The 20,460-nt window shown below is 68.8% G+C and carries 18 protein-coding genes and 1 riboswitch; of the genes, 15 read left to right on the forward strand and 3 right to left on the reverse strand.

Annotated features, from left to right (window positions below; translation table 11 throughout):
- Positions 1-175: 175 nt before the first annotated feature.
- The 10 genes from DI272_RS41165 (at position 176) to DI272_RS41210 (ending at position 10,219) form a co-directional block, all read left to right on the forward strand.
- The gene (locus DI272_RS41165) at positions 176-784 is read left to right on the forward strand and encodes a CDP-alcohol phosphatidyltransferase family protein (RefSeq protein ID WP_109500250.1); all 609 of its coding nucleotides are present in this window, start codon (positions 176-178) and stop codon (positions 782-784) included.
- Positions 785-898: 114 nt separating this feature from the next.
- The gene (locus tag DI272_RS41170; RefSeq protein WP_109500251.1) at positions 899-3,394 is read left to right on the forward strand and encodes a mannose-1-phosphate guanyltransferase; all 2,496 of its coding nucleotides are present in this window, start codon (positions 899-901) and stop codon (positions 3,392-3,394) included.
- Between the two features lie 167 nt (positions 3,395-3,561).
- The gene (locus DI272_RS41175) at positions 3,562-4,398 is read left to right on the forward strand and encodes a DUF881 domain-containing protein (protein ID WP_258314820.1); all 837 of its coding nucleotides are present in this window, start codon (positions 3,562-3,564) and stop codon (positions 4,396-4,398) included.
- Positions 4,395-4,727: a small basic family protein gene (locus DI272_RS41180; RefSeq protein WP_003988855.1), complete on the forward strand. Its 333-nt coding sequence runs from the start codon at positions 4,395-4,397 to the stop codon at positions 4,725-4,727. The genes DI272_RS41175 and DI272_RS41180 overlap by 4 nt, the downstream gene beginning before the upstream one ends.
- Before the next feature lie 5 nt (positions 4,728-4,732).
- Positions 4,733-5,566 (forward strand): DUF881 domain-containing protein, encoded by an 834-nt coding sequence (locus tag DI272_RS41185; protein ID WP_109500253.1) that lies wholly within the window; start codon positions 4,733-4,735, stop codon positions 5,564-5,566.
- 61 nt (positions 5,567-5,627) lie between these two features.
- Positions 5,628-6,521 carry an FHA domain-containing protein gene (locus tag DI272_RS41190; protein WP_109500254.1) on the forward strand — a complete coding sequence of 298 codons (894 nt, stop codon included), beginning with the start codon at positions 5,628-5,630 and terminating at the stop codon, positions 6,519-6,521.
- Positions 6,522-6,539: 18 nt separating this feature from the next.
- Positions 6,540-7,277, forward strand: a complete 738-nt coding sequence (locus tag DI272_RS41195; protein WP_109500255.1) for a MerR family transcriptional regulator — start codon at positions 6,540-6,542, stop codon at positions 7,275-7,277.
- Positions 7,278-7,354: 77 nt separating this feature from the next.
- Entirely contained in the window at positions 7,355-7,828 is a 474-nt protein-coding gene (locus DI272_RS41200) for a bifunctional nuclease family protein (protein WP_004002801.1), read from the forward strand.
- 259 nt (positions 7,829-8,087) lie between these two features.
- Complete coding sequence (locus tag DI272_RS41205) at positions 8,088-8,774, forward strand: MerR family transcriptional regulator (protein ID WP_109500256.1); 687 nt, start codon at positions 8,088-8,090, stop codon at positions 8,772-8,774.
- A 59-nt stretch (positions 8,775-8,833) separates the two neighbouring features.
- Entirely contained in the window at positions 8,834-10,219 is a 1,386-nt protein-coding gene (locus DI272_RS41210) for a DNA polymerase IV (RefSeq protein WP_109500257.1), read from the forward strand.
- 76 nt (positions 10,220-10,295) lie between these two features.
- On the opposite strand, the gene DI272_RS41215 is transcribed toward DI272_RS41210, so the two are convergent.
- Entirely contained in the window at positions 10,296-10,673 is a 378-nt protein-coding gene (locus DI272_RS41215; protein ID WP_109500258.1) for a PRC-barrel domain-containing protein, read from the reverse strand.
- A 131-nt stretch (positions 10,674-10,804) separates the two neighbouring features.
- Positions 10,805-10,901, forward strand: a riboswitch (glycine riboswitch).
- A gap of 174 nt (positions 10,902-11,075) precedes the next feature.
- Between DI272_RS41215 and gcvP the strand changes: the two genes are divergently transcribed.
- Positions 11,076-13,961 (forward strand): aminomethyl-transferring glycine dehydrogenase, encoded by a 2,886-nt coding sequence (gcvP, locus tag DI272_RS41220; RefSeq protein WP_109500259.1) that lies wholly within the window; start codon positions 11,076-11,078, stop codon positions 13,959-13,961.
- Between the two features lie 105 nt (positions 13,962-14,066).
- On the opposite strand, the gene DI272_RS41225 is transcribed toward gcvP, so the two are convergent.
- Together DI272_RS41225 and DI272_RS41230 are read right to left on the reverse strand one after the other, a co-directional pair.
- Positions 14,067-14,486 carry a molybdopterin-binding protein gene (locus DI272_RS41225; protein ID WP_109500260.1) on the reverse strand — a complete coding sequence of 140 codons (420 nt, stop codon included), beginning with the start codon at positions 14,484-14,486 and terminating at the stop codon, positions 14,067-14,069.
- Positions 14,487-14,582: 96 nt separating this feature from the next.
- Positions 14,583-14,978: a molybdopterin-binding protein gene (locus DI272_RS41230; RefSeq protein WP_109501305.1), complete on the reverse strand. Its 396-nt coding sequence runs from the start codon at positions 14,976-14,978 to the stop codon at positions 14,583-14,585.
- 603 nt (positions 14,979-15,581) lie between these two features.
- Here DI272_RS41230 and DI272_RS41235 point away from each other — a divergent pair.
- The 4 genes from DI272_RS41235 to DI272_RS41250 all read left to right on the forward strand — a co-directional run bounded on the left by DI272_RS41235 (position 15,582) and on the right by DI272_RS41250 (position 20,452).
- Entirely contained in the window at positions 15,582-17,075 is a 1,494-nt protein-coding gene (locus DI272_RS41235; protein WP_181387474.1) for a glycoside hydrolase family 43 protein, read from the forward strand.
- Between the two features lie 219 nt (positions 17,076-17,294).
- Complete coding sequence (locus DI272_RS41240) at positions 17,295-18,590, forward strand: extracellular solute-binding protein (RefSeq protein ID WP_109500261.1); 1,296 nt, start codon at positions 17,295-17,297, stop codon at positions 18,588-18,590.
- A gap of 6 nt (positions 18,591-18,596) precedes the next feature.
- Positions 18,597-19,595 carry a carbohydrate ABC transporter permease gene (locus DI272_RS41245; protein ID WP_109500262.1) on the forward strand — a complete coding sequence of 333 codons (999 nt, stop codon included), beginning with the start codon at positions 18,597-18,599 and terminating at the stop codon, positions 19,593-19,595.
- Complete coding sequence (locus DI272_RS41250) at positions 19,592-20,452, forward strand: carbohydrate ABC transporter permease (protein WP_109500263.1); 861 nt, start codon at positions 19,592-19,594, stop codon at positions 20,450-20,452. Before DI272_RS41245 ends, DI272_RS41250 begins: the two co-directional genes overlap by 4 nt.
- Positions 20,453-20,460 lie beyond the last annotated feature (8 nt).

Raw genomic sequence — 20,460 nt, forward strand, 5'->3', positions numbered from 1 at the left:
GCTAAGCCTTACAGCGCCGATGGTACTGCAGGGGGGACCCTGTGGGAGAGTAGGACGCCGCCGAACTCCTTTCATAGCTCCGGCTCTTGGGCATACCGCCCGAGAGCCGGAGCTTTTTTGTGTTGAGGTAGGGTCAGGGGGCATCGTTGGTACGTTTCCCACAGGAGGCCCCCGGGTGGAGGTCCAGGAGACTCGCGTCCAGACGGATCGAGTCCTCACCATCCCCAACATCCTCAGCATGGCGCGGCTCGTTGGCGTGCCTCTCTTCCTGTGGTTGATCCTCAGGCCCGAGTTCGGAGGCCCCGAGAGCGATGGTTGGGCGCTTCTGGTCCTCGCCTTCAGCGGTGTCAGTGACTACCTGGACGGCAAGCTCGCCCGGCGCTGGAACCAGATCAGCAGTCTTGGCCGGCTTCTGGATCCTGCCGCGGACCGGCTATACATTCTCTCGACTTTGGTCGGACTGACATGGCGCGAGATTCTGCCCATCTGGTTGACCGCTGTACTGCTGGCGCGTGAGCTGGTTCTGCTGGTGATGGTGGGTATCCTCAGGCGCCACGGCTATCCGCCGCCCCAGGTGAACTTCCTTGGCAAGGCCGCCACGTTCAACCTGATGTACGCCTTCCCCTTGCTTCTGCTCAGTGACGGAAGTGGCTGGCTCCCCTCACTCGCTGCTATTTTCGGATGGGCGTTCGCGGGATGGGGTACAACGCTGTACTGGTGGGCAGGAGTCCTCTACGTGGTTCAAGTCCGCCGCCTGGTTCGTGCGGACGCCATGGCCGATTGAACTCGCCGATTGGTGCAGTTGTAGGGCGCGATGGCCCGCCGTGGAAAAGTGCGGGACAATCTGGACGGGTGAAGTCGGCTAGACCGTCGTCTCTTGGAGGAGGACGCTTCCGACATGAAGGCCGTCGTGATGGCCGGAGGCGAAGGCACGCGCCTTCGCCCCATGACCTCGAGCATGCCCAAGCCGCTCCTACCCGTGGCCAACCGCCCGATCATGGAGCACGTTCTGCGGCTGCTCAAAAGGCATGGGCTCAACGAGACCGTCGTTACTGTCCAGTTCTTGGCTTCGCTGGTCAAGAACTACTTCGGTGACGGTGAAGAGCTCGGAATGGAGCTCTCCTATGCCAATGAGGAGAAGCCACTCGGTACCGCCGGAAGCGTCAAGAACGCCGAAGAGGCGTTGAAGGACGATGCCTTCCTCGTCATCTCCGGCGATGCCCTGACCGACTTCGACCTCACCGAGCTGATCAATTTCCACAAGGAGAAGGGCGCGCTGGTCACCGTCTGCCTGACGCGCGTTCCCAATCCGCTGGAATTCGGCATCACCATCGTCGACGAAGAGGGGAAGGTGGAGCGGTTCCTCGAGAAGCCCACCTGGGGGCAGGTCTTCTCGGACACGGTGAACACCGGTATTTACGTGATGGAGCCGGAGGTCTTCGACTATGTCGAGGCCGATGTGCCCGTCGACTGGTCCGGCGATGTCTTCCCTCAGCTGATGAAGGAAGGCAAGCCGATCTACGGCTTTGTGGCCGAGGGGTACTGGGAGGACGTCGGTACTCACGAGAGCTATGTGAAGGCCCAGGCCGACGTCCTGGAGGGCAAGGTCGACGTCGAGATCGACGGCTTCGAGCTCTCGCCCGGTGTGTGGGTGGCCGAGGGTGCGGAAGTGCATCCGGACGCTGTGCTCCGGGGCCCTCTCTACATCGGGGACTACGCCAAGGTCGAGGCCGGCGTCGAGATCCGTGAGCACACCGTCGTGGGATCCAACGTCGTCGTGAAGAGCGGGGCGTTCCTGCACAAGGCCGTGGTGCACGACAACGTCTATGTCGGGCAGCACAGCAATCTGCGCGGCTGTGTGGTCGGGAAGAACACCGACATCATGCGTGCGGCCCGGATCGAGGACGGCGCGGTCATCGGCGATGAGTGCCTCATCGGTGAAGAATCGATCGTGCAGGGCAATGTGCGGGTCTATCCGTTCAAGACCATCGAGGCCGGTGCTTTCGTCAACACCTCGGTGATCTGGGAGTCCCGGGGGCAGGCGCATCTCTTCGGTGCCCGCGGTGTCTCCGGGATTCTGAACGTGGAAATCACGCCCGAGCTGGCCGTGCGTCTCGCCGGCGCCTACGCGACGACGCTCAAGAAGGGGTCGACGGTCACCACCGCCCGCGACCACTCGCGTGGTGCGCGGGCACTGAAGCGCGCGGTCATCTCCGCGCTCCAGGCCAGCGCCATCGACGTACGAGATCTGGAAAACGTACCGCTGCCTGTGGCCCGGCAGCAGACCGCGCGGGGCAGTGCTGGCGGGATCATGATCCGGACCACGCCCGGGGTGCCGGACTCCGTGGACATCATGTTCTTCGACGGGCGCGGCGCCGACCTGTCGCAGGGCAGTCAGCGCAAGCTCGACCGGGTGTTCGCGCGGCAGGAGTACCGGCGCGCGTTCCCTGGTGAGATCGGGGATCTGCACTTTCCTGCGAGCGTGTTCGACTCCTACACCGGGTCGTTGCTGCGGAACGTCGATACGACGGGGATCGCCGAGTCGGGGCTGAAGGTCGTCGTCGACGCGTCCAACGGCAGTGCGGGGCTTGTGCTGCCCAGTCTGCTGGGCAAGCTGGGTGTGGACTCGCTGACCATCAATCCCGGTCTGGACGAGTCGCGGCCCACGGAGACCGCGGATGTGCGTCGGTCGGGGCTGGTGCGCCTCGGTGAGATCGTGGCGTCGTCGCGGGCCGCGTTCGGGGTGCGGTTCGACCCGGTCGGTGAGCGGTTGTCGCTGGTCGACGAGAAGGGGCGGATCATCGAGGACGACCGGGCGCTGCTCGTCATGCTCGACCTGGTGGCCGCGGAGCGGCGCAGTGGGCGGGTGGCGCTGCCGGTGACGACCACGAGGATCGCCGAGCAGGTGGCGGCGTACCACGGGACGCAGGTGGAGTGGACGACCACGTCGCCGGACGACCTGACGAGGGTGGGGCGCGATGACTCGACGATCTTCGGCGGTGATGGCAAGGGCGCGTTCATCGTCCCGGAGTTCAGCAGTGTCTTCGACGGTACGGCTGCCTTTGTGCGGCTCATCGGGCTGGTGGCGCGGACGCAGCTCACGCTCAGCCAGATCGACGCGCGGATTCCGCGGGCGCATGTGCTGAAGCGGGATCTGGCGACTCCCTGGGCCGTCAAGGGTCTCGTGATGCGGCGGGTCGTGGAGGCGGCCGGGGATCGCTTTGTCGACACGACCGACGGTGTGCGGGTCGTGGAGACCGACGGACGGTGGGTCATGGTGCTGCCGGATCCCGCCGAGGCGGTCACCCATCTGTGGGCGGAAGGCCCCGATGACGCCTCCGCCCAGGCGCTGCTGGACGAGTGGGCGGCGGTCGTGGACAGCGCCGGGCGCTGAAAACGGCAGCACGCGTGCGTGCCGGACAAGTGTCCCCAAGGGGGCCTGTCCGGCACGCCGGTGGGGCCATTCGGAGGTAGTGGTCGCGACGTGCGACGATGTGCGGCATGCCGCAGCCGCCCCCCGTTCGGAGCACTCCTCCACGCCCCTCGCGTCCGGACGCGTCCATGTCGCTGCTCACCAACGTCATGGACCACAGCCTTGATGACGGCTATGCCGAGGCGGCCGTTCGCAAGAAGGCCGCCGGCGAGGGGGGTCTGCCCAAGACGCTGCGGGCGAAGCTCGGCCTGGCTGCCGGGCTGGTGCTGGCGGCGCTGGTCGTGACCGTCGGAGCGGCGCAGGCGCGCGTCGCGGCGCCCGTGGTCGCCAAGGAGCGCGAGGAGCTGATCGACCGCATCGACCGGGAGACGGACGCGGCCGACACGCTGGAGGGCACGGTTGACGACCTGCGCGACGAGGTGAGCGCCATGCAGCGCGCCGCGCTCCGGGACAGCGGCGGCAGCGGACAGGCGGACCTGGTCGGCATCCTGTCCGGGGCCACGGCGGTGCACGGTCCTGGGGTGAAGCTGGTCGTGGACGACGCCAAGGAGGCCACCACCGGTGGTGACGGCGATCCGCGGGAGACCTCAGGGTTCTCGGACACCGGCCGGGTGCGGGACAGGGACATGCAGCGCGTGGTCAACGGGCTCTGGGAATCGGGCGCGGAGGCCATCTCCATCAACGGGCAGCGGCTGACGGCGCTGTCCGCGATCCGGGCCGCGGGCGACGCGATACTGGTCGACAACAGGCCGCTGGTGCCGCCGTACACGGTGCTCGCGGTGGGGGACGGGCAGCGGCTGAGCACCAGGTTCCAGAACAGCGCCGACGGCCTGTATCTGAACGCCCTGCAGGAGAACTACGGCATCCGGACGAGCATCTCCGCGGAGGCGGATCTCCGGCTGCCCGCAGCAACGAGTGTGATCGTACGTACAGCACAGCCGAGAACTGAGAAGGGCACATCGTGATCGCCGTACTGGGCCTCGTCGTGGGAGTCGTGGCCGGCCTGTTGGTCCGGCCTGAGGTTCCGGCGGTCGTCGAGCCTTATCTGCCGATCGCCGTCGTGGCGGCGCTCGACGCCGTCTTCGGCGGGCTGCGGGCCATGCTCGACGGCATCTTCGACGACAAGGTCTTCGTGGTGTCGTTCCTGTCCAACGTGGTCGTCGCCGCGCTGATCGTGTTCCTGGGCGACAAGTTGGGCGTGGGCGCGCAGCTGTCCACCGGTGTGGTCGTCGTCCTCGGCATCCGCATCTTCTCGAACGCCGCGGCGATCCGTCGGCACGTCTTCCGGGCGTGAGGCCGATGAGCGAACAGGACGGTACGCCGGGGAACAGGCTGCGCAAGGAGCTGCCCGAGGAGGCCCCCGCGGCGCCCTCGGAAGCGGTGTCTCCGGCCAAGGACGAGGAGCCCGGGCTCACCGGGCGCCAGCGGCTGGTTCAGGGGCTGTGGCCGCCGCGTGTCACGCGGGCCCAACTGATCGTCGCCGTGCTGCTGTTCGGCCTCGGATTCGGGTTGGCCGTGCAGGTGGCGTCGAACAGCGACGGCGACAGCGCGCTGCGCGGCGCCCGGCAGGAAGATCTTGTTCGCATTCTCGATGAACTGGATGACCGTACTCAGCGTCTTGAGGACGAGAAGACGGGTCTCGAGAAGCAGCGTGACGAGCTGGAGAACAGCTCGGACCAGGCGGAGGAGGCCCGGAAGCAGACGCTGGAGAAGGAGCGGCAACTCGGCATCCTGGCGGGCACGGTGGCCGCGCAGGGTCCCGGGATCACCATGACGATCGAGGACACGAAGGGGACGGTCGAGGCGGACATGCTGCTCGACGCGGTCCAGGAGCTGCGCGCGGCCGGTGCCGAGGCGATCCAGGTGAACGGCGTGCGAGTGGTCGCCGGCACCTATCTGACCGACTCCGGCAAGAGCGTGAGCGTCGACGGGAACAAGATCAACGCGCCCTATCGTTTCAAGGTCATCGGCAAGCCGCAGGACCTCGAACCGGCGCTCAACATTCCTGGAGGCGTGGTGCAGACTCTGGAGAAGGAGCAGGCCACGGTCACCGTAGAGCGGTCGACCAAGATCGTCGTAGACGCCTTGCGAGCCGTGAAGCAGCCTGACTACGCTCGGTCGTCCTCCCGGTGAACCGCGGGTGCATGAGGGACGTCCGGCCAGGGCATGAGGTTGCGGGGGGTCGGCGCACCGATTGGGTGGTGCGTGGTGGAAACTGTCTGGTGGATACGGACGTTGTCAGGATGTCCGGGTCGGCCGGTGTATGCAATCAGGGTTCGTCCTGCCCCACGGGCGGGTCTGTTTCGGTCAAGGGGAATCGCCCGTGAAGTTGTTTGCGAAGTTGTTCGGCAAGAGCGCGCGAGAGGGCAGCGACAATGCGAACGCGACCGCTCGCCATCGCGCACAGCCAGACGCGGAGGGCCAGCGCCCGCTGTTCCGGGACCAGGTGGGCGGTGACGTTCGCGGAGGTCAGGGCGCGCCGTCTGTTGACCCTGCGCAGTCCGGCGGCATAGGTTTCGGGCAGCCGTCAACCTCAAGTACGGGTGGAGAGTTTTCCATGTCGGCCCTGGTGTGTACGAGGTGCGGTAACCGCAACGCGGAGAACAGCCGCTTCTGTTCCAACTGCGGTGCGCCGCTGCGCGGTGGACCCGAGCGTCCGTCGGAGACGACCTCCACCATTTCCATCTCCGGTCTCGAGGCCTACGACGCCGAGGCCACCGGGCAGACGCAGATGCCGATGCTCTCCCCGGAGGCGCAGGCGGCCGTGGACGCGCTGCCGCTGGGTTCCGCGCTCCTGGTCGTGCGCCGCGGGCCGAACTCGGGCAGCCGCTTCCTCCTGGACGGCGACCTGACGACGGCCGGGCGTCATCCGCAGAGCGACATCTTCCTCGACGACGTGACGGTGTCGCGTCGGCACGTGGAGTTCCGTCGCCAGCCGGACGGCTCGTTCACCGTGGGTGACGTCGGCAGCCTCAACGGCACGTACGTGAACCGCGAGCGGATCGACACGGTGCCGCTGCACAACGGGGACGAGGTTCAGATCGGCAAGTACCGGCTGGTCTTCTACGCGAGCCAGCGGGGCTACTGACCCCGTCAGGGAAGGTCCATGCTTCAAACACCGAGCGGCGGTGCCGGTCACGGTACCGCCGCCGCGGACAGTGGGCTGATGAGCATCGGCTCGGTGCTCAACGTGCTGCGCGACGAATTCCCCGAAGTCACCATCTCCAAGATCCGCTTTCTGGAGTCCGAGGGGCTCATCGAGCCGCAGCGGACGCCTTCGGGGTACCGCAAGTTCAGCGCGGACGACGTCGAGCGTCTCGGCCATGTGCTGCGGATGCAGCGGGACCACTATCTGCCGCTCAAGGTCATCCGGGAGCATCTGGACGCCATGGCGCGCGGTGAGGCCGTGGCGCTGCCGGTGGTGGGGCGGCAACGGGACGGGGAAGCCCTCCAGGAGCCCTGGGAGGCTCCTACGGCGGCGCGGATCGGCCGGTCCGAGCTGATGGCCGCCGCCGAGATCGGTGAGCGGGAGCTCGCGGAATGGGAGTCGTACGGGCTCATCGCGCCGCTGCCGGACGGGGCGTACGACGCCGAGGCGGCCACCGTTGCGGCGCTCGTCGTCGAGCTGGGGCGGTTCGGGATCGAGCCGCGGCATCTGCGGGCGATGAAGGCCGCCGCCGACCGTGAGGCGGGGCTGGTGGACCAGGTGGTGGCTCCGCTGAAGCGCCACCGCAATCCGCAGACCCGGGCGCACGCCGAGGCCCGTACGAAGGAACTGGCGGGGCTGACGGTGAAGCTGCACGCTGCCCTGGTGCAGACCGCCCTCGGGGTGCGGCTGCCCTGAGGGGTGCGGACGCCGGATCGGGCCCCCGTTTCCTGCCCGACTACCCAAACGTCCCGGGCACGGCCTAGGGTTGCTGTGTGAACGAGCTCGATGTCGTAGGTGTCCGGGTCGAAATGCCCTCCAACCAACCGATCGTGCTCCTGCGTGAAGTGGGAGGCGACCGCTACCTCCCCATCTGGATCGGGCCGGGGGAGGCGACGGCGATCGCTTTCGCCCAGCAGGGCATGGCCCCCGCACGACCGCTGACCCACGACCTGTTCAAGGACGTGCTGGAGGCCGTCGGCCAGGAGCTCACCGAGGTGCGCATCACGGATCTGCGTGAGGGTGTCTTCTATGCGGAGCTGGTCTTCGCCAGCGGCGTAGAGGTGAGCGCTCGCCCTTCCGACGCCATAGCGCTGGCCCTGCGTACCGGAACGCCGATCTACGGCAGTGACGGTGTGCTCGACGACGCGGGTATCGCGATCCCGGACGAGCAGGAGGACGAGGTGGAGAAGTTCCGCGAGTTCCTCGACCAGATCTCGCCCGAGGACTTCGGTACCAGCAGCCAGTGAGACGGGGCCGGCCCGGCGGACCGGCCGTCCGAGACGGGTCGGCTGTGTGCGGTCGTCACGGAAATGCTGGCATTTGCCACCGGCGTGTGAGAGCGTCCTACGGCCCGTCTCAAGCGCATTCGGCTAGCCTTTCCCCGCGGTGGGGTACGGGAAACCACTCCTAGGGTGATTATCACTCGGCGTGCCGAGTGTGGCGATCGTTGACGCACCCCGGGTGACTGCCTACCGTCGAGAAGGCAGGTCAAGGACGGAGGTCGGCGTGAGAAGCAGCGGCGACGGTACGGCTGGGGGTGCCCCCGGACGCAGTCTCGGGGCGAGCGGTCCGTACCCTCCCCAGGGCTCTCAACTTCGTTCGAGTTGGGGGGACCCCCATCACGGCAGCGCGACCGACCACGCTCCGCAGCGACCGGCGGCCGTGCCGAGCAGTGGCGGAGGGGCGACGTCCATGGCGTCCGAGCAGATCGGCTACCGTGGTCCGACGGCCTGTGCGGCCGCCGGCATCACTTATCGGCAACTCGACTACTGGGCGCGCACCGGCCTCGTCGAGCCGAGCGTACGGCCCGCTCACGGGTCGGGAACACAGCGTCTGTACAGCTTCCGGGACGTCGTCGTCCTGAAGATCGTCAAGCGGTTCCTCGACACCGGTGTGTCGCTCCAGAACATCCGTACCGCAGTGCTGCACCTGCGGGAGAGCGGTTTCCGGGACCTGGAGCGCATGACGCTGATGAGCGACGGCGCCACCGTGTACGAGTGCACCTCGCCGGACGAGGTGCATGCGCTGCTCCAGGGTGGCCAGGGCATCTTCGGGATCGCCGTGGGCGTGGTGTGGCGGGACGTCGAGAGCGCCCTGTCGCAGCTGCACGGGGAGCGCATCGACACCGGTGAGACGCTCGTGGGCCACAACCCCGCCGACGAACTGGCGCGGCGACGCAACCGGGCGGTCTGAAGGGCCGCTTCCGGGCTCCGGGGGCGGCATTGTCAGTGGCGTAGGGCAGCATCGGAGATGTGAGAACCGCGCCCACGATTCTGCATCTCGACATGGATGCCTTCTTCGCCTCGGCGGAGCAGGCGTCCAAGCCGAGTCTGCGCGGGAAGGCCGTCGTCGTGGGCGGGCTGGGGCCGCGTGGTGTGGTGGCCACCGCGTCGTACGAGGCCCGGGTCTTCGGGGTGCATTCCGCGATGCCGATGGCGCAGGCGCGGCGGCTGGCGCCGAACGCCGCGTATCTCGTCCCGCGCTTCGGGTTCTACCGGTCGATCAGTGAGCAGGTGATGGCGCTGCTGCGGGCGTTGTCTCCGTTGGTGGAGCCGTTGAGCCTCGACGAGGCGTTCGTGGATCTGGAGGCCGGGGGAGCGGCCTGGGACGAAGGGTCCGCGAGGTTGACGGGGGAGAAGCTGCGCGCCGACATACGGGCGGTCACCGGGCTGACGGGGTCCGTGGGGCTGGCGGCGTCCAAGATGCTCGCGAAGATCGCCTCCGAGCAGGCCAAGCCCGACGGGCTCGTGGTCATCGAGCCGGGGACCGAGCGGGGGTTGCTCGGGCCGATGTCCGTGCGGATCCTGCCGGGGGTGGGGCCGGCGACGGGGGACCATCTGCGGCGGGCCGGTATCCACACGGTGGAGGAGATCGTCGAGGCGGGTGAGGACGAGCTCGTACGCCTGCTCGGAAAGGCCCATGGGCACGGGTTGTACGCGATGGCGCTGGCGCACGACGAGCGGCCCGTGGTAGCGGAGCGGGAGACCAAGTCCGTGTCGGTCGAGGACACGTACGACGTGGACATCCACGACCGGCTGCGGGTGGGGATGGAGGTGCAGCGGCTGGCCGACCGGTGCGTGCGGAGGCTGCGGGGGGCCGGGTTGTCGGGGCGGACCATCGTGCTGAAGGTGCGGCGGTACGACTTCTCGACGCTGACTCGGTCGGAGACCCTGCGGGGGCCCACGGATGATCCGGCCGTGGTGCGGGAGGCCGCGGCACGGTTGCTGGAGTCCGTGGACACTACGGGGGGTGTGCGGCTGCTGGGCGTAGGGGTTTCCGGGCTTGCCGACTACACGCAGGAGGATCTGTTCGCTCAGGCCGCGGGGGATCTCGCGGAGGTTCCCGAGGAGGAGTCGGGGGAGGCGGCCGGCGAGAGAGTGGAGGTGCCGGTCGAGCGGCGGTGGGTCACGGGGCATGACGTGACGCATGCCGAGTACGGGCATGGGTGGGTGCAGGGGAGTGGGCTGGGGCGGGTGACGGTGCGGTTCGAGACGCCGGATTCCGAGCCGGGGCGGGTGCGGACGTTTCGGGTGGAGGATCCCGCGTTGGCTGTGGCTGAGCCTTTGCCGGTGGTGCCGGTTGTGGACGGGACATCCGGACTTCGGCCTGAGGTGTGTTCCCGCCCGCACAACCCGTGACGGTTTCATGGCCGGGTACGGGTGGCCCCTGGGGTACGGGACCGCCGTCGGCGGCAGCGGGTGGTCGTGCGATGTTTCAGGCTTCCGCTTCCTCTGTTCCCGCCAGCTTGCCGAAGTCCCTGTCCGGGAGTGCGGGCGGTGCGGCCACGTCCAGGCCGTAGTGGTGGTACAGCTGGAGTTCCTGGTCGGGGGAGAGGTGGCGGCCGACCCCGAAGTCCGGGGCGTCCTTGATCAAGGAGCGTTCGAAGGGGACGCGGAGGGCGCCCTCGATCAGCTCGCTGGGCTCCAGAGGGACGAAGGCGTCCCGGGAGAACAGGCCGGTGCGTATGGCCGCCCACTCCGGCACGCCGGTCGCGTCGTCGAGGTAGACCTCGTCGATCGTGCCGATCTTGGTGCCGTTGCGGTCGAACGCCTTGCGGCCGATCAGGTTGCGCGGATCGATGTCGGTCTGCACAGGCCCTCCACTAGGTCGCGAATCGCAACTCATCCGTAAGCACTACAAAAGAGCACATCGGGGCGCGTGGCCACTCGAGGGCTCCTCTAGGAAGCGGCTTTTCGGGCGCTGGTAGGCTGGCAAGCGGCTGTTGACCCCGCGCGGGAGAGTCCTCCGGAGATCATCCGGGGGCGCCGAAGGAGCAAATCCTCCCCGGAATCTCTCAGGCCCACGTACCGCACGGGTGAGGTCACTCTGGAAAGCAGAGCGGTTGTCGACGGCTGCCGCTCTCACCGACGGTGAAAGCCGGACAGCACGCGTGTCCTGGTGAAGCTCTCAGGTTGAGATGACAGAGGGGGAGGCCGCCGGGACCCGCAGCCGTGGTGTCCCTCGAAGGTCGCGTCAGACCAGGAGGCCTCCGCAATGACCGCCCAACGCACTCCGCTCACCGAACTCGAGCAGGGGATTCCCTTCGAGCAGCGTCACATCGGCCCCGACCACGAGGCTCGGGCGAAGATGCTCGCGCACGTCGGGTACGGCTCGCTGGACGAGCTCACCGCCGCAGCGGTGCCGGATGTGATCAAGAACGCCGATGCCCTTGATCTGCCGGGAGCGCGTACCGAGGCCGAGGTGCTGGCCGAGCTCCGGTCGCTCGCCGATCGGAACCAGGTGCTCGGGTCCATGATCGGGCTCGGGTACTACGGAACCTTCACCCCGCCCGTCATCCTGCGCAACGTCATGGAGAACCCCGCCTGGTACACGGCGTACACGCCCTACCAGCCGGAGATCTCCCAGGGGCGGCTCGAAGCCCTCCTCAATTTCCAGACCGTGGTCGCCGAACTCACCGGGCTGCCGACCTCCGGTGCCTCGCTGCTCGACGAGGGCACGGCCGCCGCCGAGGCCATGGCGCTGTCCCGGCGCATGGGCAAGAACAAGAAGGGTCTGTTCCTCGTCGACGCGGACGCGTTGCCGCAGACCATCGCCGTGATCGAGACCCGCGCCGAGCCGACCGGCGTCGAGGTCGTCGTCGCCGACCTCAGCGACGGGATTCCCGCCGACGTGGCTGCGCGTGAGATCAACGGCGTGCTCATCCAGTACCCGGGCGCCTCCGGTGCCGTACGCGACATCAAGGCGGTCGTCGACCAGGCGCACGAGCTGGGTGCCCTGGTGACCGTTGCCGCCGATCTGCTGGCGCTGACGCTGCTGAAGTCGCCGGGCGAGCTCGGCGCGGACATCGCCGTGGGCACGACGCAGCGTTTCGGTGTCCCCATGGGATTCGGCGGGCCGCACGCCGGCTACATGGCGGTGCACGAGAAGTTCGCGCGCAGCCTGCCCGGGCGGCTCGTGGGCGTGTCCGTGGACGCGGACGGCAACAAGGCCTACCGGCTCGCCCTGCAGACCCGTGAGCAGCACATCCGGCGCGAGAAGGCGACCAGCAACATCTGCACCGCTCAGGTGCTGCTCGCCGTGATGGCGGGGATGTACGCCGTCTATCACGGGCCGGAAGGCCTCAAGGGCATCGCCCGGCGGACCCACCGGTACGCCCGTGTCCTCGCCGCGGGGCTGGCCGCCGGTGGGGTCGAGGTCGTGCACGCGGCCTATTTCGACACCCTGACCGTGCGGGTGCCAGGCAAGGCCGGTGAGGTCGTCGCCGCCGCCGCGGCGAACGGGGTCAACCTGCGTCTCGTCGACGCCGACCACGTCTCCCTCGCCTGCGACGAGACCACCGACCGCGCTCAGCTGGCCGCCGTATGGGCCGCGTTCGGGGTCGAGGGAGACGTCGAGGCGCTGGACGCCGTGGCCGAGGACGCGCTGCCGGGAGCGCTGCTGCGAAAGGACGAGTACCTGACGCACCCGGTCTTCCACCAGTACCGGTCCGAGACCGCGATGCTGCGCTACCTGCGCCGGCTGGCCGACCGGGACTACGCGCTCGACCGGGGCATGATCCCGCTGGGCTCCTGCACCATGAAGCTCAACGCGACCACCGAGATGGAGCCGGTCACCTGGCCGGAGTTCGGGCAGCTGCACCCCTTCGCGCCCGCCGAGCAGGCGCAGGGCTATCTGACGCTCATCCAGGAGCTGGAGGAGCGGCTCGCCGAGGTCACCGGGTACGACAAGGTCTCGCTCCAGCCCAACGCCGGATCGCAGGGTGAGCTGGCCGGTCTGCTCGCCGTACGGGGATACCACCGGGCCAATGGCGACGAGCAGCGGACCGTGTGTCTGATTCCGTCGTCCGCGCACGGCACGAATGCCGCCAGCGCTGTGATGGCGGGCATGAAGGTCGTCGTCGTCAAGACCGCCGAGGACGGTGAGATCGACGTCGAGGACCTGCGGGCGAAGATCGAGCAGTACCGGGACGAGCTCGCCGTCCTGATGATCACGTATCCCTCGACGCACGGTGTGTTCGAGGAGCACGTCGCCGACATCTGCGCTCAGGTGCACGAAGCCGGCGGGCAGGTGTACGTGGACGGCGCCAACCTCAACGCGCTGGTGGGGCTGGCCAAGCCCGGGCACTTCGGCGGCGACGTCTCGCACCTGAACCTGCACAAGACCTTCTGCATCCCGCACGGCGGCGGCGGACCCGGTGTCGGTCCGGTGGGTGTGCGGGCGCACTTGGCGCCGTACCTGCCGAACCACCCGCTGCAGCCCGCCGCCGGGCCCGAGACGGGCGTCGGGCCGATCTCGGCCGCGCCCTGGGGCTCCGCGGGGATTCTGCCCATCTCGTGGGCGTACGTGCGGCTCATGGGCGGTGAGGGGCTGAAGCGGGCCACGCAGGTCGCCGTCCTCAGCGCCAACTACATCGCCAAGCGGCTGGAGCCGCACTACCCCGTGCTCTACACCGGGCCCGGCGGGCTCGTGGCGCACGAGTGCATCATCGATCTCCGGCCGCTGACCAAGGCGACCGGCGTGAGCGTGGATGATGTCGCCAAGCGGCTCATCGACTACGGGTTCCACGCGCCGACCATGTCGTTCCCGGTGGCCGGGACGCTGATGATCGAGCCGACCGAGTCGGAGGACATCGTCGAGCTGGATCGGTTCTGCGACGCGATGATCGCCATCCGGGCCGAGATCGAGAAGGTCGGGGCCGGCGAGTGGCCCGCACAGGACAACCCGCTGCGGAACGCCCCGCACACCGCCAAGGCGCTCGGCGGGGCGTGGGAGCACGCCTACAGCCGTGACGAGGCCGTGTTCCCGGGCGGGGTGGTGGCCGCCGACAAGTACTGGCCGCCGGTCCGGCGGATCGACCAGGCCTTCGGGGACCGGAACCTGGTGTGCTCGTGCCCGCCGCTGGACGCGTACGAGGACTGAGTCCCGGTTGTGCGCAAGGGCCCCGCTTCGGCGGGGCCCTTTTCGTCGTGCCGGCCTTTCGGGCGTGCGGGGCGCCGTCGGGCGGGCCGGGCCGGCGCGTCGGGGTTACGCCGTCGCCAGCGACACCTCGGTCGACTTGATCAAGGCCACGACCGTGGTGCCGGCCGCGAGGGCGAGGTCCGCGGCGGCTTCCTTGGTGATCGCCGCGGTGATCTCGGTGCCGTCGAACGCGACCTTCACGGAGGCCATGGCCGCGCCCGTGGCGACGGCGGTGACCGTGCCGGGGAGCTGGTTGCGGATGGAGAGACCCTCCACCGGCCCGGTGGCGAGGGCCACCTCCGTCGACTTCACCAGGGCGCGGACGGCGGAGCCCGGGGCGAGGCCGAGGTCGGTCACGGCCTCCTTGGTGATCGCCGCGGTGAGGTTCTGGCCGCCGGTGAGGCGGATTCCCACGGTGGACATGACCTCGCCGGAGGTGATGGCGGTGACGGTACCGGGGAGTTGGTTGCGGATGCTCAGGGTCATGAGCATCAACCGTAGGGTGCCGTGCGGCTTATGCCGGGTATGCGGGCGCCTGCGGGATTTCTGTGTTCGGCCTTGCGTTCGGCTTCGTGTTCGGCTCTACGCGCGGTCGATATGGACGTTCGTCGACTTCACCCGGGCCGTGGCCTCCATGCCGACCTCCAGGCCGAGCTCTTCGACGGCCTCGCGGGTGAGCAGGGAGACGAGGCGGTGCGGGCCGGCCTGGATCTCCACCTGGGCGGCGACGTCGCCGAGTTTGATCGCTGTGACGATGCCGGGGAAGGCATTGCGGACCGAGGTGTACGACGGCTCGTCGTCGGCCGCGGTGCCCTTGGCCAACTCCACGGAGAACGCGGCGAGATCGCGGCCGTCGATGAGGCGGCGGCCGCTGTCGTCGCGGTGGGTCGGCACTCGGCCGGCGTCCGCCCAGCGGCGTGCGGTGTCGGGGCTGACGCCGAGCAGCCGTGCCGCCTGGCCGATCGTGTAGGACTGCATGCCGATCACGATAGTGCCGCGTGTTCTCGTGAAGGGCCGGTGGCCCAGGGGGCGGGGCGTCAGCCCGCGTGGACCCGGGGCGGGGGGCTCGGTCCGGTTCTGCTTCATGTCGGACAGGCCCTTCAGCATCCAGGCGCGCAGGCGACTGGGTGGGGTGTTCGGTGGTGGCCGTCGATCGGCTCCCCATGTGCGGCGCGGTGCGGTGCAGTCGGCCATCCCGAGGACGGCCGATTCGGCGTAGGCGGAGAGTGACGCGTGGGCCCATGGATCTGAGGTCCGGAGGCGTCGAGCTTCCGTCAAGGCTGGCCTGGCAGTGCTCACCGTCTGGGCAAAACCGATGGTCAGGAGGGGTGGAGGAGCGGATGCGCTGCGTGCGGACGGCGGCGCCAGGGGGCGCGGGGCGGGCGCCCTGTGTGACGGGGGGGCCGGGCTCGCGGAGGGGCGCCGGGTTCTCGTGGTCGGGCGGTCATGGGCTGCTCGGGCGACGAGGCGGGAGCAAGCGCTGTCTTGTCCCGGCCTCGGCATCCTCGTACAGTCCGCTTTCGTAATGTTCGCCAACGGGGCCGAATGTTTCGATCGGCCCGTCGGAAGGGCTGACGCTCCATGCGGATGTACGACAACCCCGTCCTCGGTGGATTTCACCCGGACCCGAGTGTGTGCCGGGTCGGGGACGACTACTACCTGGTCTGTTCCAGCTTCGAGTACTTTCCCGGCGTTCCGCTCTTCCACAGCCGTGACCTGGTGCACTGGCGGCAGATCGGCAACGTCCTCGACCGGCCCGAGCAGTTGGAGCTGACCGACGACATCCCGGCGTCCGCGGGCATCTACGCCCCCACCCTGCGCCATCACGACGGCCGCTTCTACATGATCACCACCGTCGTCGGCACCCGCGGCAACTTCATCGTCAGCAGCGAACGTCCCGAGGGTCCGTGGTCCGACCCGGTGTGGGTCGACGTGCCCAGCATCGACCCCGACCTGGCCTGGGACGAGGACGGCAACTGCTGGTGCACGGTCGCCGGTTGCCGCCTCGCGCGCATCGACCCCGGGACGGGGAAGGTCCTGGAGGGGCCCCTCCCGGTGTGGTCCGGGACCGGGTTGGAGCACCCGGAGGCGCCGCACCTGTACCGCATCGGCGACTGGTGGTACCTCATGCTCGCGGAGGGCGGCACCGCCCAGGGGCACTGCGTTTCGATCGCTCGCGCCCGCTCGCCGCGCGGACCCTATGAACCGGCCCCGCACAACCCCGTGCTGAGCCACCGCAGCACCGACTCGCCCATCCAGTGCACCGGCCATGCCGACCTGGTCGAGGCGGCCGACGGCACCTGGTGGATGCTGCTGCTGGGGACACGTCCGCGGGGCTATTTCCCGGGGTTCCACGTGCTCGGCCGGGAGACGTTCCTGACCCCGGTGGAATGGGTCGAGGGATGGCCCAGGGTCGGTCCGGTCCTGGAGCGCCATCCGGCGCCGGCCGCCTGGCACCCCGTGCCGCCGCCGCCCGAGCGGGACGACTTCGACGCCGCCGTGCTCGCCCCGTACTGGATCTCCCCGCGCAGCAGGCCGGCCGGCTCGTGGTCGCTGAGCGAGCGGCCCGGGGCGCTGACCCTGCACGCCACCGGCGACAGCCTCGACCGCCCCGGTCACACCTTCGTCGGGCGCCGTCAGCAGCACCCCGGCTGCCGGGCGGAGACCCGCCTGGAGGCCGGGGTCGGGCGCGCCGGGCTGTCGGTCCGGATCGACGAGGCCCACCACTACGACCTGGAGATCGCCGGAGGGGAGGCGTGTGTGATCGCCCGGATCGGGCCGGCTCGCCAAGTCGTCGCGCGGCGGCCGGTACCGGCGGGCCCGCTCACCCTCACCGTCTCCGTGCGCACCGAACCGCTCGTGACCGCCACCGGCGAGGACCTGCCCGGACTGCGGGCCGGCGGCCCGGACGCCGTCGTCTTCGCCGTCGACGGCGAGCCGCTCGCCGAGCTCGACGGCCGCTATCTGTCCACGCAGGTGGCCGGTGGATTCACCGGCCGGGTGATCGGGATGTACGTCACCGAGGGCAGCGCCGCCTTCGACTGGTTCGCGTACACGGCCGAGCCGGCGAGGTAGTTCCGGAAGTCACCGGAAACGTTCGGTCCGGTTGTGGCGGGGGCGGATGCCGTGGATGCCGGGGAAGTCGGCCGCAGATTCACCGCGTACAAGGGGTTGCCACCGTTTGGGAGCTGTCTCTAGGGTGCGGCAACAACGAAGCTTTCTGGATCAACTCCGAAACTTTCGGTCTTGAGGGCGGTGTAGTGGACACGCCGCCCCGTACCCAAGGAGTGCAAAATGGGCGACCCGGCACTGTCTCGCCGCGGCTTCCTGGCGGCGTCCGCCGCGACCGGTCTGGGCATGACGGCACTGAGCGGCTGCGGCGGCGATTCGGACGGTGGGTCGTCCGACGGAACGACCACGATCGAGTGGTGGAACATCTCCACCACCGAACCGGCGCACACCGTCTGGGCGGGCCTCGCCAAGAAGTTCGAGGCCCAGAACCCCAAGGTGAAGGTAAAGATCGTTCAGATGGAGAACGACGCCTACAAGTCGAAGATGACGGCGCTGATCGCCTCCGGGAAGCTCCCCGACATCTTCCACACCTGGGGCGGCGGTGTCCTCAAGCAGCAGGTCGACGCGGGCCTCGTCGAGGACCTCAGCGACAAGACCAAGCCGTGGTCCGACGACCTGCTGAAGGTCTCCAAGGAGGCCTACCTGATCGACGACAAGGTCTACGGCATCCCGTTCGACATCGGCATGATCGGGTTCTGGTACAACAAGGCGCTCTTCAAGCAGGCCGGCATCGCCGAACCGCCCACCACCTGGGCCGCGTTCCTCGAAGCCGTCAGCAAGCTGAAGGCGAAGAACATCACGCCCATCGCCCTCGCGGGCAAGGAGAAGTGGCCCGGCATGTACTACTGGGCCTACCTCGCGATGCGCACCGCGGGCGCGAGCGCCGTGCAGAAGGCCTACGACGACAAGGACTTCACCGGCCCCGAGTTCGTCCAGGCGGGCGCGCACCTGAAGGAACTCGTCGATCTCCAGCCGTTCCAGAAGGGCTTCCTCAACGCCGCCTACTCCACCCCGACCGGCCAGGCGGCCAGCGTCGGCAACGGCAAGGCGGCCATGGAGCTCATGGGCCAGTGGGCGCCGCAGGTCGAGGCCGACGCGGGCAAGGGCCTCGGCAAGGACCTCGGCTTCTTCCCGTTCCCGGCGGTCGAGGGCGGCAAGGGCGCCATCACCGAGGTGTTCGGCGGCGGCGGCGGGCACGCCCTGCGCCGGGGCGCCCCGCAGGCGGCCGTCGACTTCCTGAAGTTCTTCGCCTCCGAGGCCACCGACCTGGAACTGGTGAAGAAGACCGGCACCCTCCCGGTGGTCCCCGGCGCCGAGAGCGCCATATCCGACCCCAACCTCAAGGCCGTACAGACCCAGTTGAACGCCGCCACCGGCTTCCAGCTCTACCTCGACCAGGCGTACGCCCCCGCCGTCGGCCAGGAGGTCAACGACAGCGTCGCCGCGCTCATCGCCGGCTCCAAGTCCCCCGAGCAGGTCGCCCAGTCGATCACGAAGTCGGCGAAGGAAGAGCAGTAACCGGCGATGACCTCCACGTTCCTCGCAGACAAGCGGAGCCGTCCCGGCGCCGACGCCCCGCCCCCGGACACCGTCAGGGACCGGGGGCGGGCCCGCCGCCGCGCGCTCAACTGGCTCACCGCGGTGGGCTTCCAGCTCCCCGCGATGGTCCTGTTCATCGGGCTCGTGCTGCTGCCGATGCTGTTCGCGCTGTACGCCGCCTTCTTCCGCTGGGGCGGCTTCGGGATGCCCGAGGACTACGTCGGTGTCGACAACTTCACCGACCTGTTCGACAACCCGGTGTTCATGGGCGACCTGTGGCGCTGCCTCCTGCTGGTGCTGCTGACGCTCGCGCTGCAACTCCCCTTCGCGCTCGCCATGGCGGTCCTGCTCAACCAGCGGCTGCGCGGCCGGGCCGTCTACCGGATGCTGTTCTTCGCGCCCTACGTGCTGTCCGAGGCGATCACCGGCGTGCTCTTCAGCATGGTGTTCGCGCCGGACGACGGTCTCGCCGACCATCTCCTCGGCGGCATCGGCCTCGACAGCCTCGGCGGCGAGTGGTTCGCCGACCCGTCCTGGGTCATGGCGACCCTGTTCATCGTCATGACCTGGAAGTACTTCGGCTTCCACATGATGCTGTACCTGGCCGGACTCCAGTCCGTACCCAGGGAGTTGACCGAGGCGGCGCTCATCGACGGCGCCAACGCCTGGCAGCGCTTCCGCAGCGTCACGCTGCCGCTGCTGATGCCCACCATCCGCATCAGCATCTTCCTCGCCGTCATCGGTTCCCTCCAGCTCTTCGACCTGGTGTGGGTGATCACGCAGGGCGGTCCCGACCACCACTCCGAGACCATGGCCGTGACCATGTTCCAGTACGGCTTCAAGCGCTACCAGGTCGGCTACGCCAGCGCGATCAGCGTGGTCATGTTCGGCATCTGCCTCGTCTTCGCCCTCGCCTACCAGCGCTTCGTGCTCCGCCGTGACCTGGAAGGGGCGACCACCACGATGAGGGGAGCCGGGAAATGAGCCTCAAGAGCGAGGGCGTCAGCCGCAGGAGCAGGAGCCGGACCACCCGCACGCTGCCGCTGCACATCATCCTCATCGCCGTCGGCGCGCTCATGGTCGTACCCCTGGTGTACGCCGTCCTGTCCGGCTTCAAGTCGACCGACGAGCTCTCCAGCAACCCCTTCGGGCTGCCCGACCGCTGGCTGACCGGCAACTACACCGGCATCCTCGGCTCCGGCGACTTCTGGAGGCTGCTCGGCAACAGCACCCTGATCGCGGTCGCCACGACCGTGCTGGTGGTGGCGGTGTCGGCGCTCGCGGCCTTCTCCTTCGCCCGGTTCGCCTTCCGCGGGCGGGAGGTGATGTTCACGCTCTTCACGATGGGGCTGATGTTCCCCTTCGCGGTCGCCGCCCTGCCGCTCTTCCTGCTGCTGCGCTATCTCGGCCTGCTGGACAACCCGCTGGGCGTGATCCTGCCGCAGGCCGCGTTCGGGCTGCCGATGACCATCATCATCCTGCGGGCCTTCTTCCGGGAGATCCCCGGCGAGTTGGAGGAGGCGGCCACCCTCGACGGGTGCAGTTCCTTCGGGTTCTTCTGGCGGGTGCTGCTGCCGATGGCCCGGCCCGCGCTCGGCACGGTCTCGGTGCTCGCCGTCGTGACCAGCTGGAACAACTTCATGCTGCCCCTGCTGGTGTTCACCGACAACACCTGGTGGACCCTGCCCATCGGCGTCCAGCAGTTCCAGGGCCAGTACTCCTCCGACTACGCCCGTGTCTTCGCCTACCTCGTCCTCGCGATGGTCCCCGCCCTCGCCTTCTACTCGGTCGCCGAGCGTCAGCTCGTCGGCGGCCTCACCGCCGGCGCCACCAAGGGCTGACGGCGGTC

The sequence above is a fragment of the Streptomyces sp. Act143 genome (genome assembly GCF_003143935.1).
Classification (GTDB): Bacteria; Actinomycetota; Actinomycetes; order Streptomycetales; family Streptomycetaceae; genus Streptomyces.

Coding starts and splice junctions, on each gene's coding strand:
- DI272_RS41170 (WP_109500251.1), top strand. CDS start 899: ATGAAGGCCGTCGTGATGGCCGGAGGCGAAGGCACGCGCCTTCGCCCC.
- DI272_RS41225 (WP_109500260.1), bottom strand. CDS start 14,486: ATGACCCTGAGCATCCGCAACCAACTCCCCGGTACCGTCACCGCCATC.
- DI272_RS41175 (WP_258314820.1), top strand. CDS start 3,562: ATGTCGCTGCTCACCAACGTCATGGACCACAGCCTTGATGACGGCTAT.
- DI272_RS41245 (WP_109500262.1), top strand. CDS start 18,597: ATGACCTCCACGTTCCTCGCAGACAAGCGGAGCCGTCCCGGCGCCGAC.
- DI272_RS41240 (WP_109500261.1), top strand. CDS start 17,295: ATGGGCGACCCGGCACTGTCTCGCCGCGGCTTCCTGGCGGCGTCCGCC.
- DI272_RS41195 (WP_109500255.1), top strand. CDS start 6,540: ATGCTTCAAACACCGAGCGGCGGTGCCGGTCACGGTACCGCCGCCGCG.
- gcvP (WP_109500259.1), top strand. CDS start 11,076: ATGACCGCCCAACGCACTCCGCTCACCGAACTCGAGCAGGGGATTCCC.
- DI272_RS41230 (WP_109501305.1), bottom strand. CDS start 14,978: ATGCAGTCCTACACGATCGGCCAGGCGGCACGGCTGCTCGGCGTCAGC.
- DI272_RS41250 (WP_109500263.1), top strand. CDS start 19,592: ATGAGCCTCAAGAGCGAGGGCGTCAGCCGCAGGAGCAGGAGCCGGACC.
- DI272_RS41185 (WP_109500253.1), top strand. CDS start 4,733: ATGAGCGAACAGGACGGTACGCCGGGGAACAGGCTGCGCAAGGAGCTG.
- DI272_RS41235 (WP_181387474.1), top strand. CDS start 15,582: ATGCGGATGTACGACAACCCCGTCCTCGGTGGATTTCACCCGGACCCG.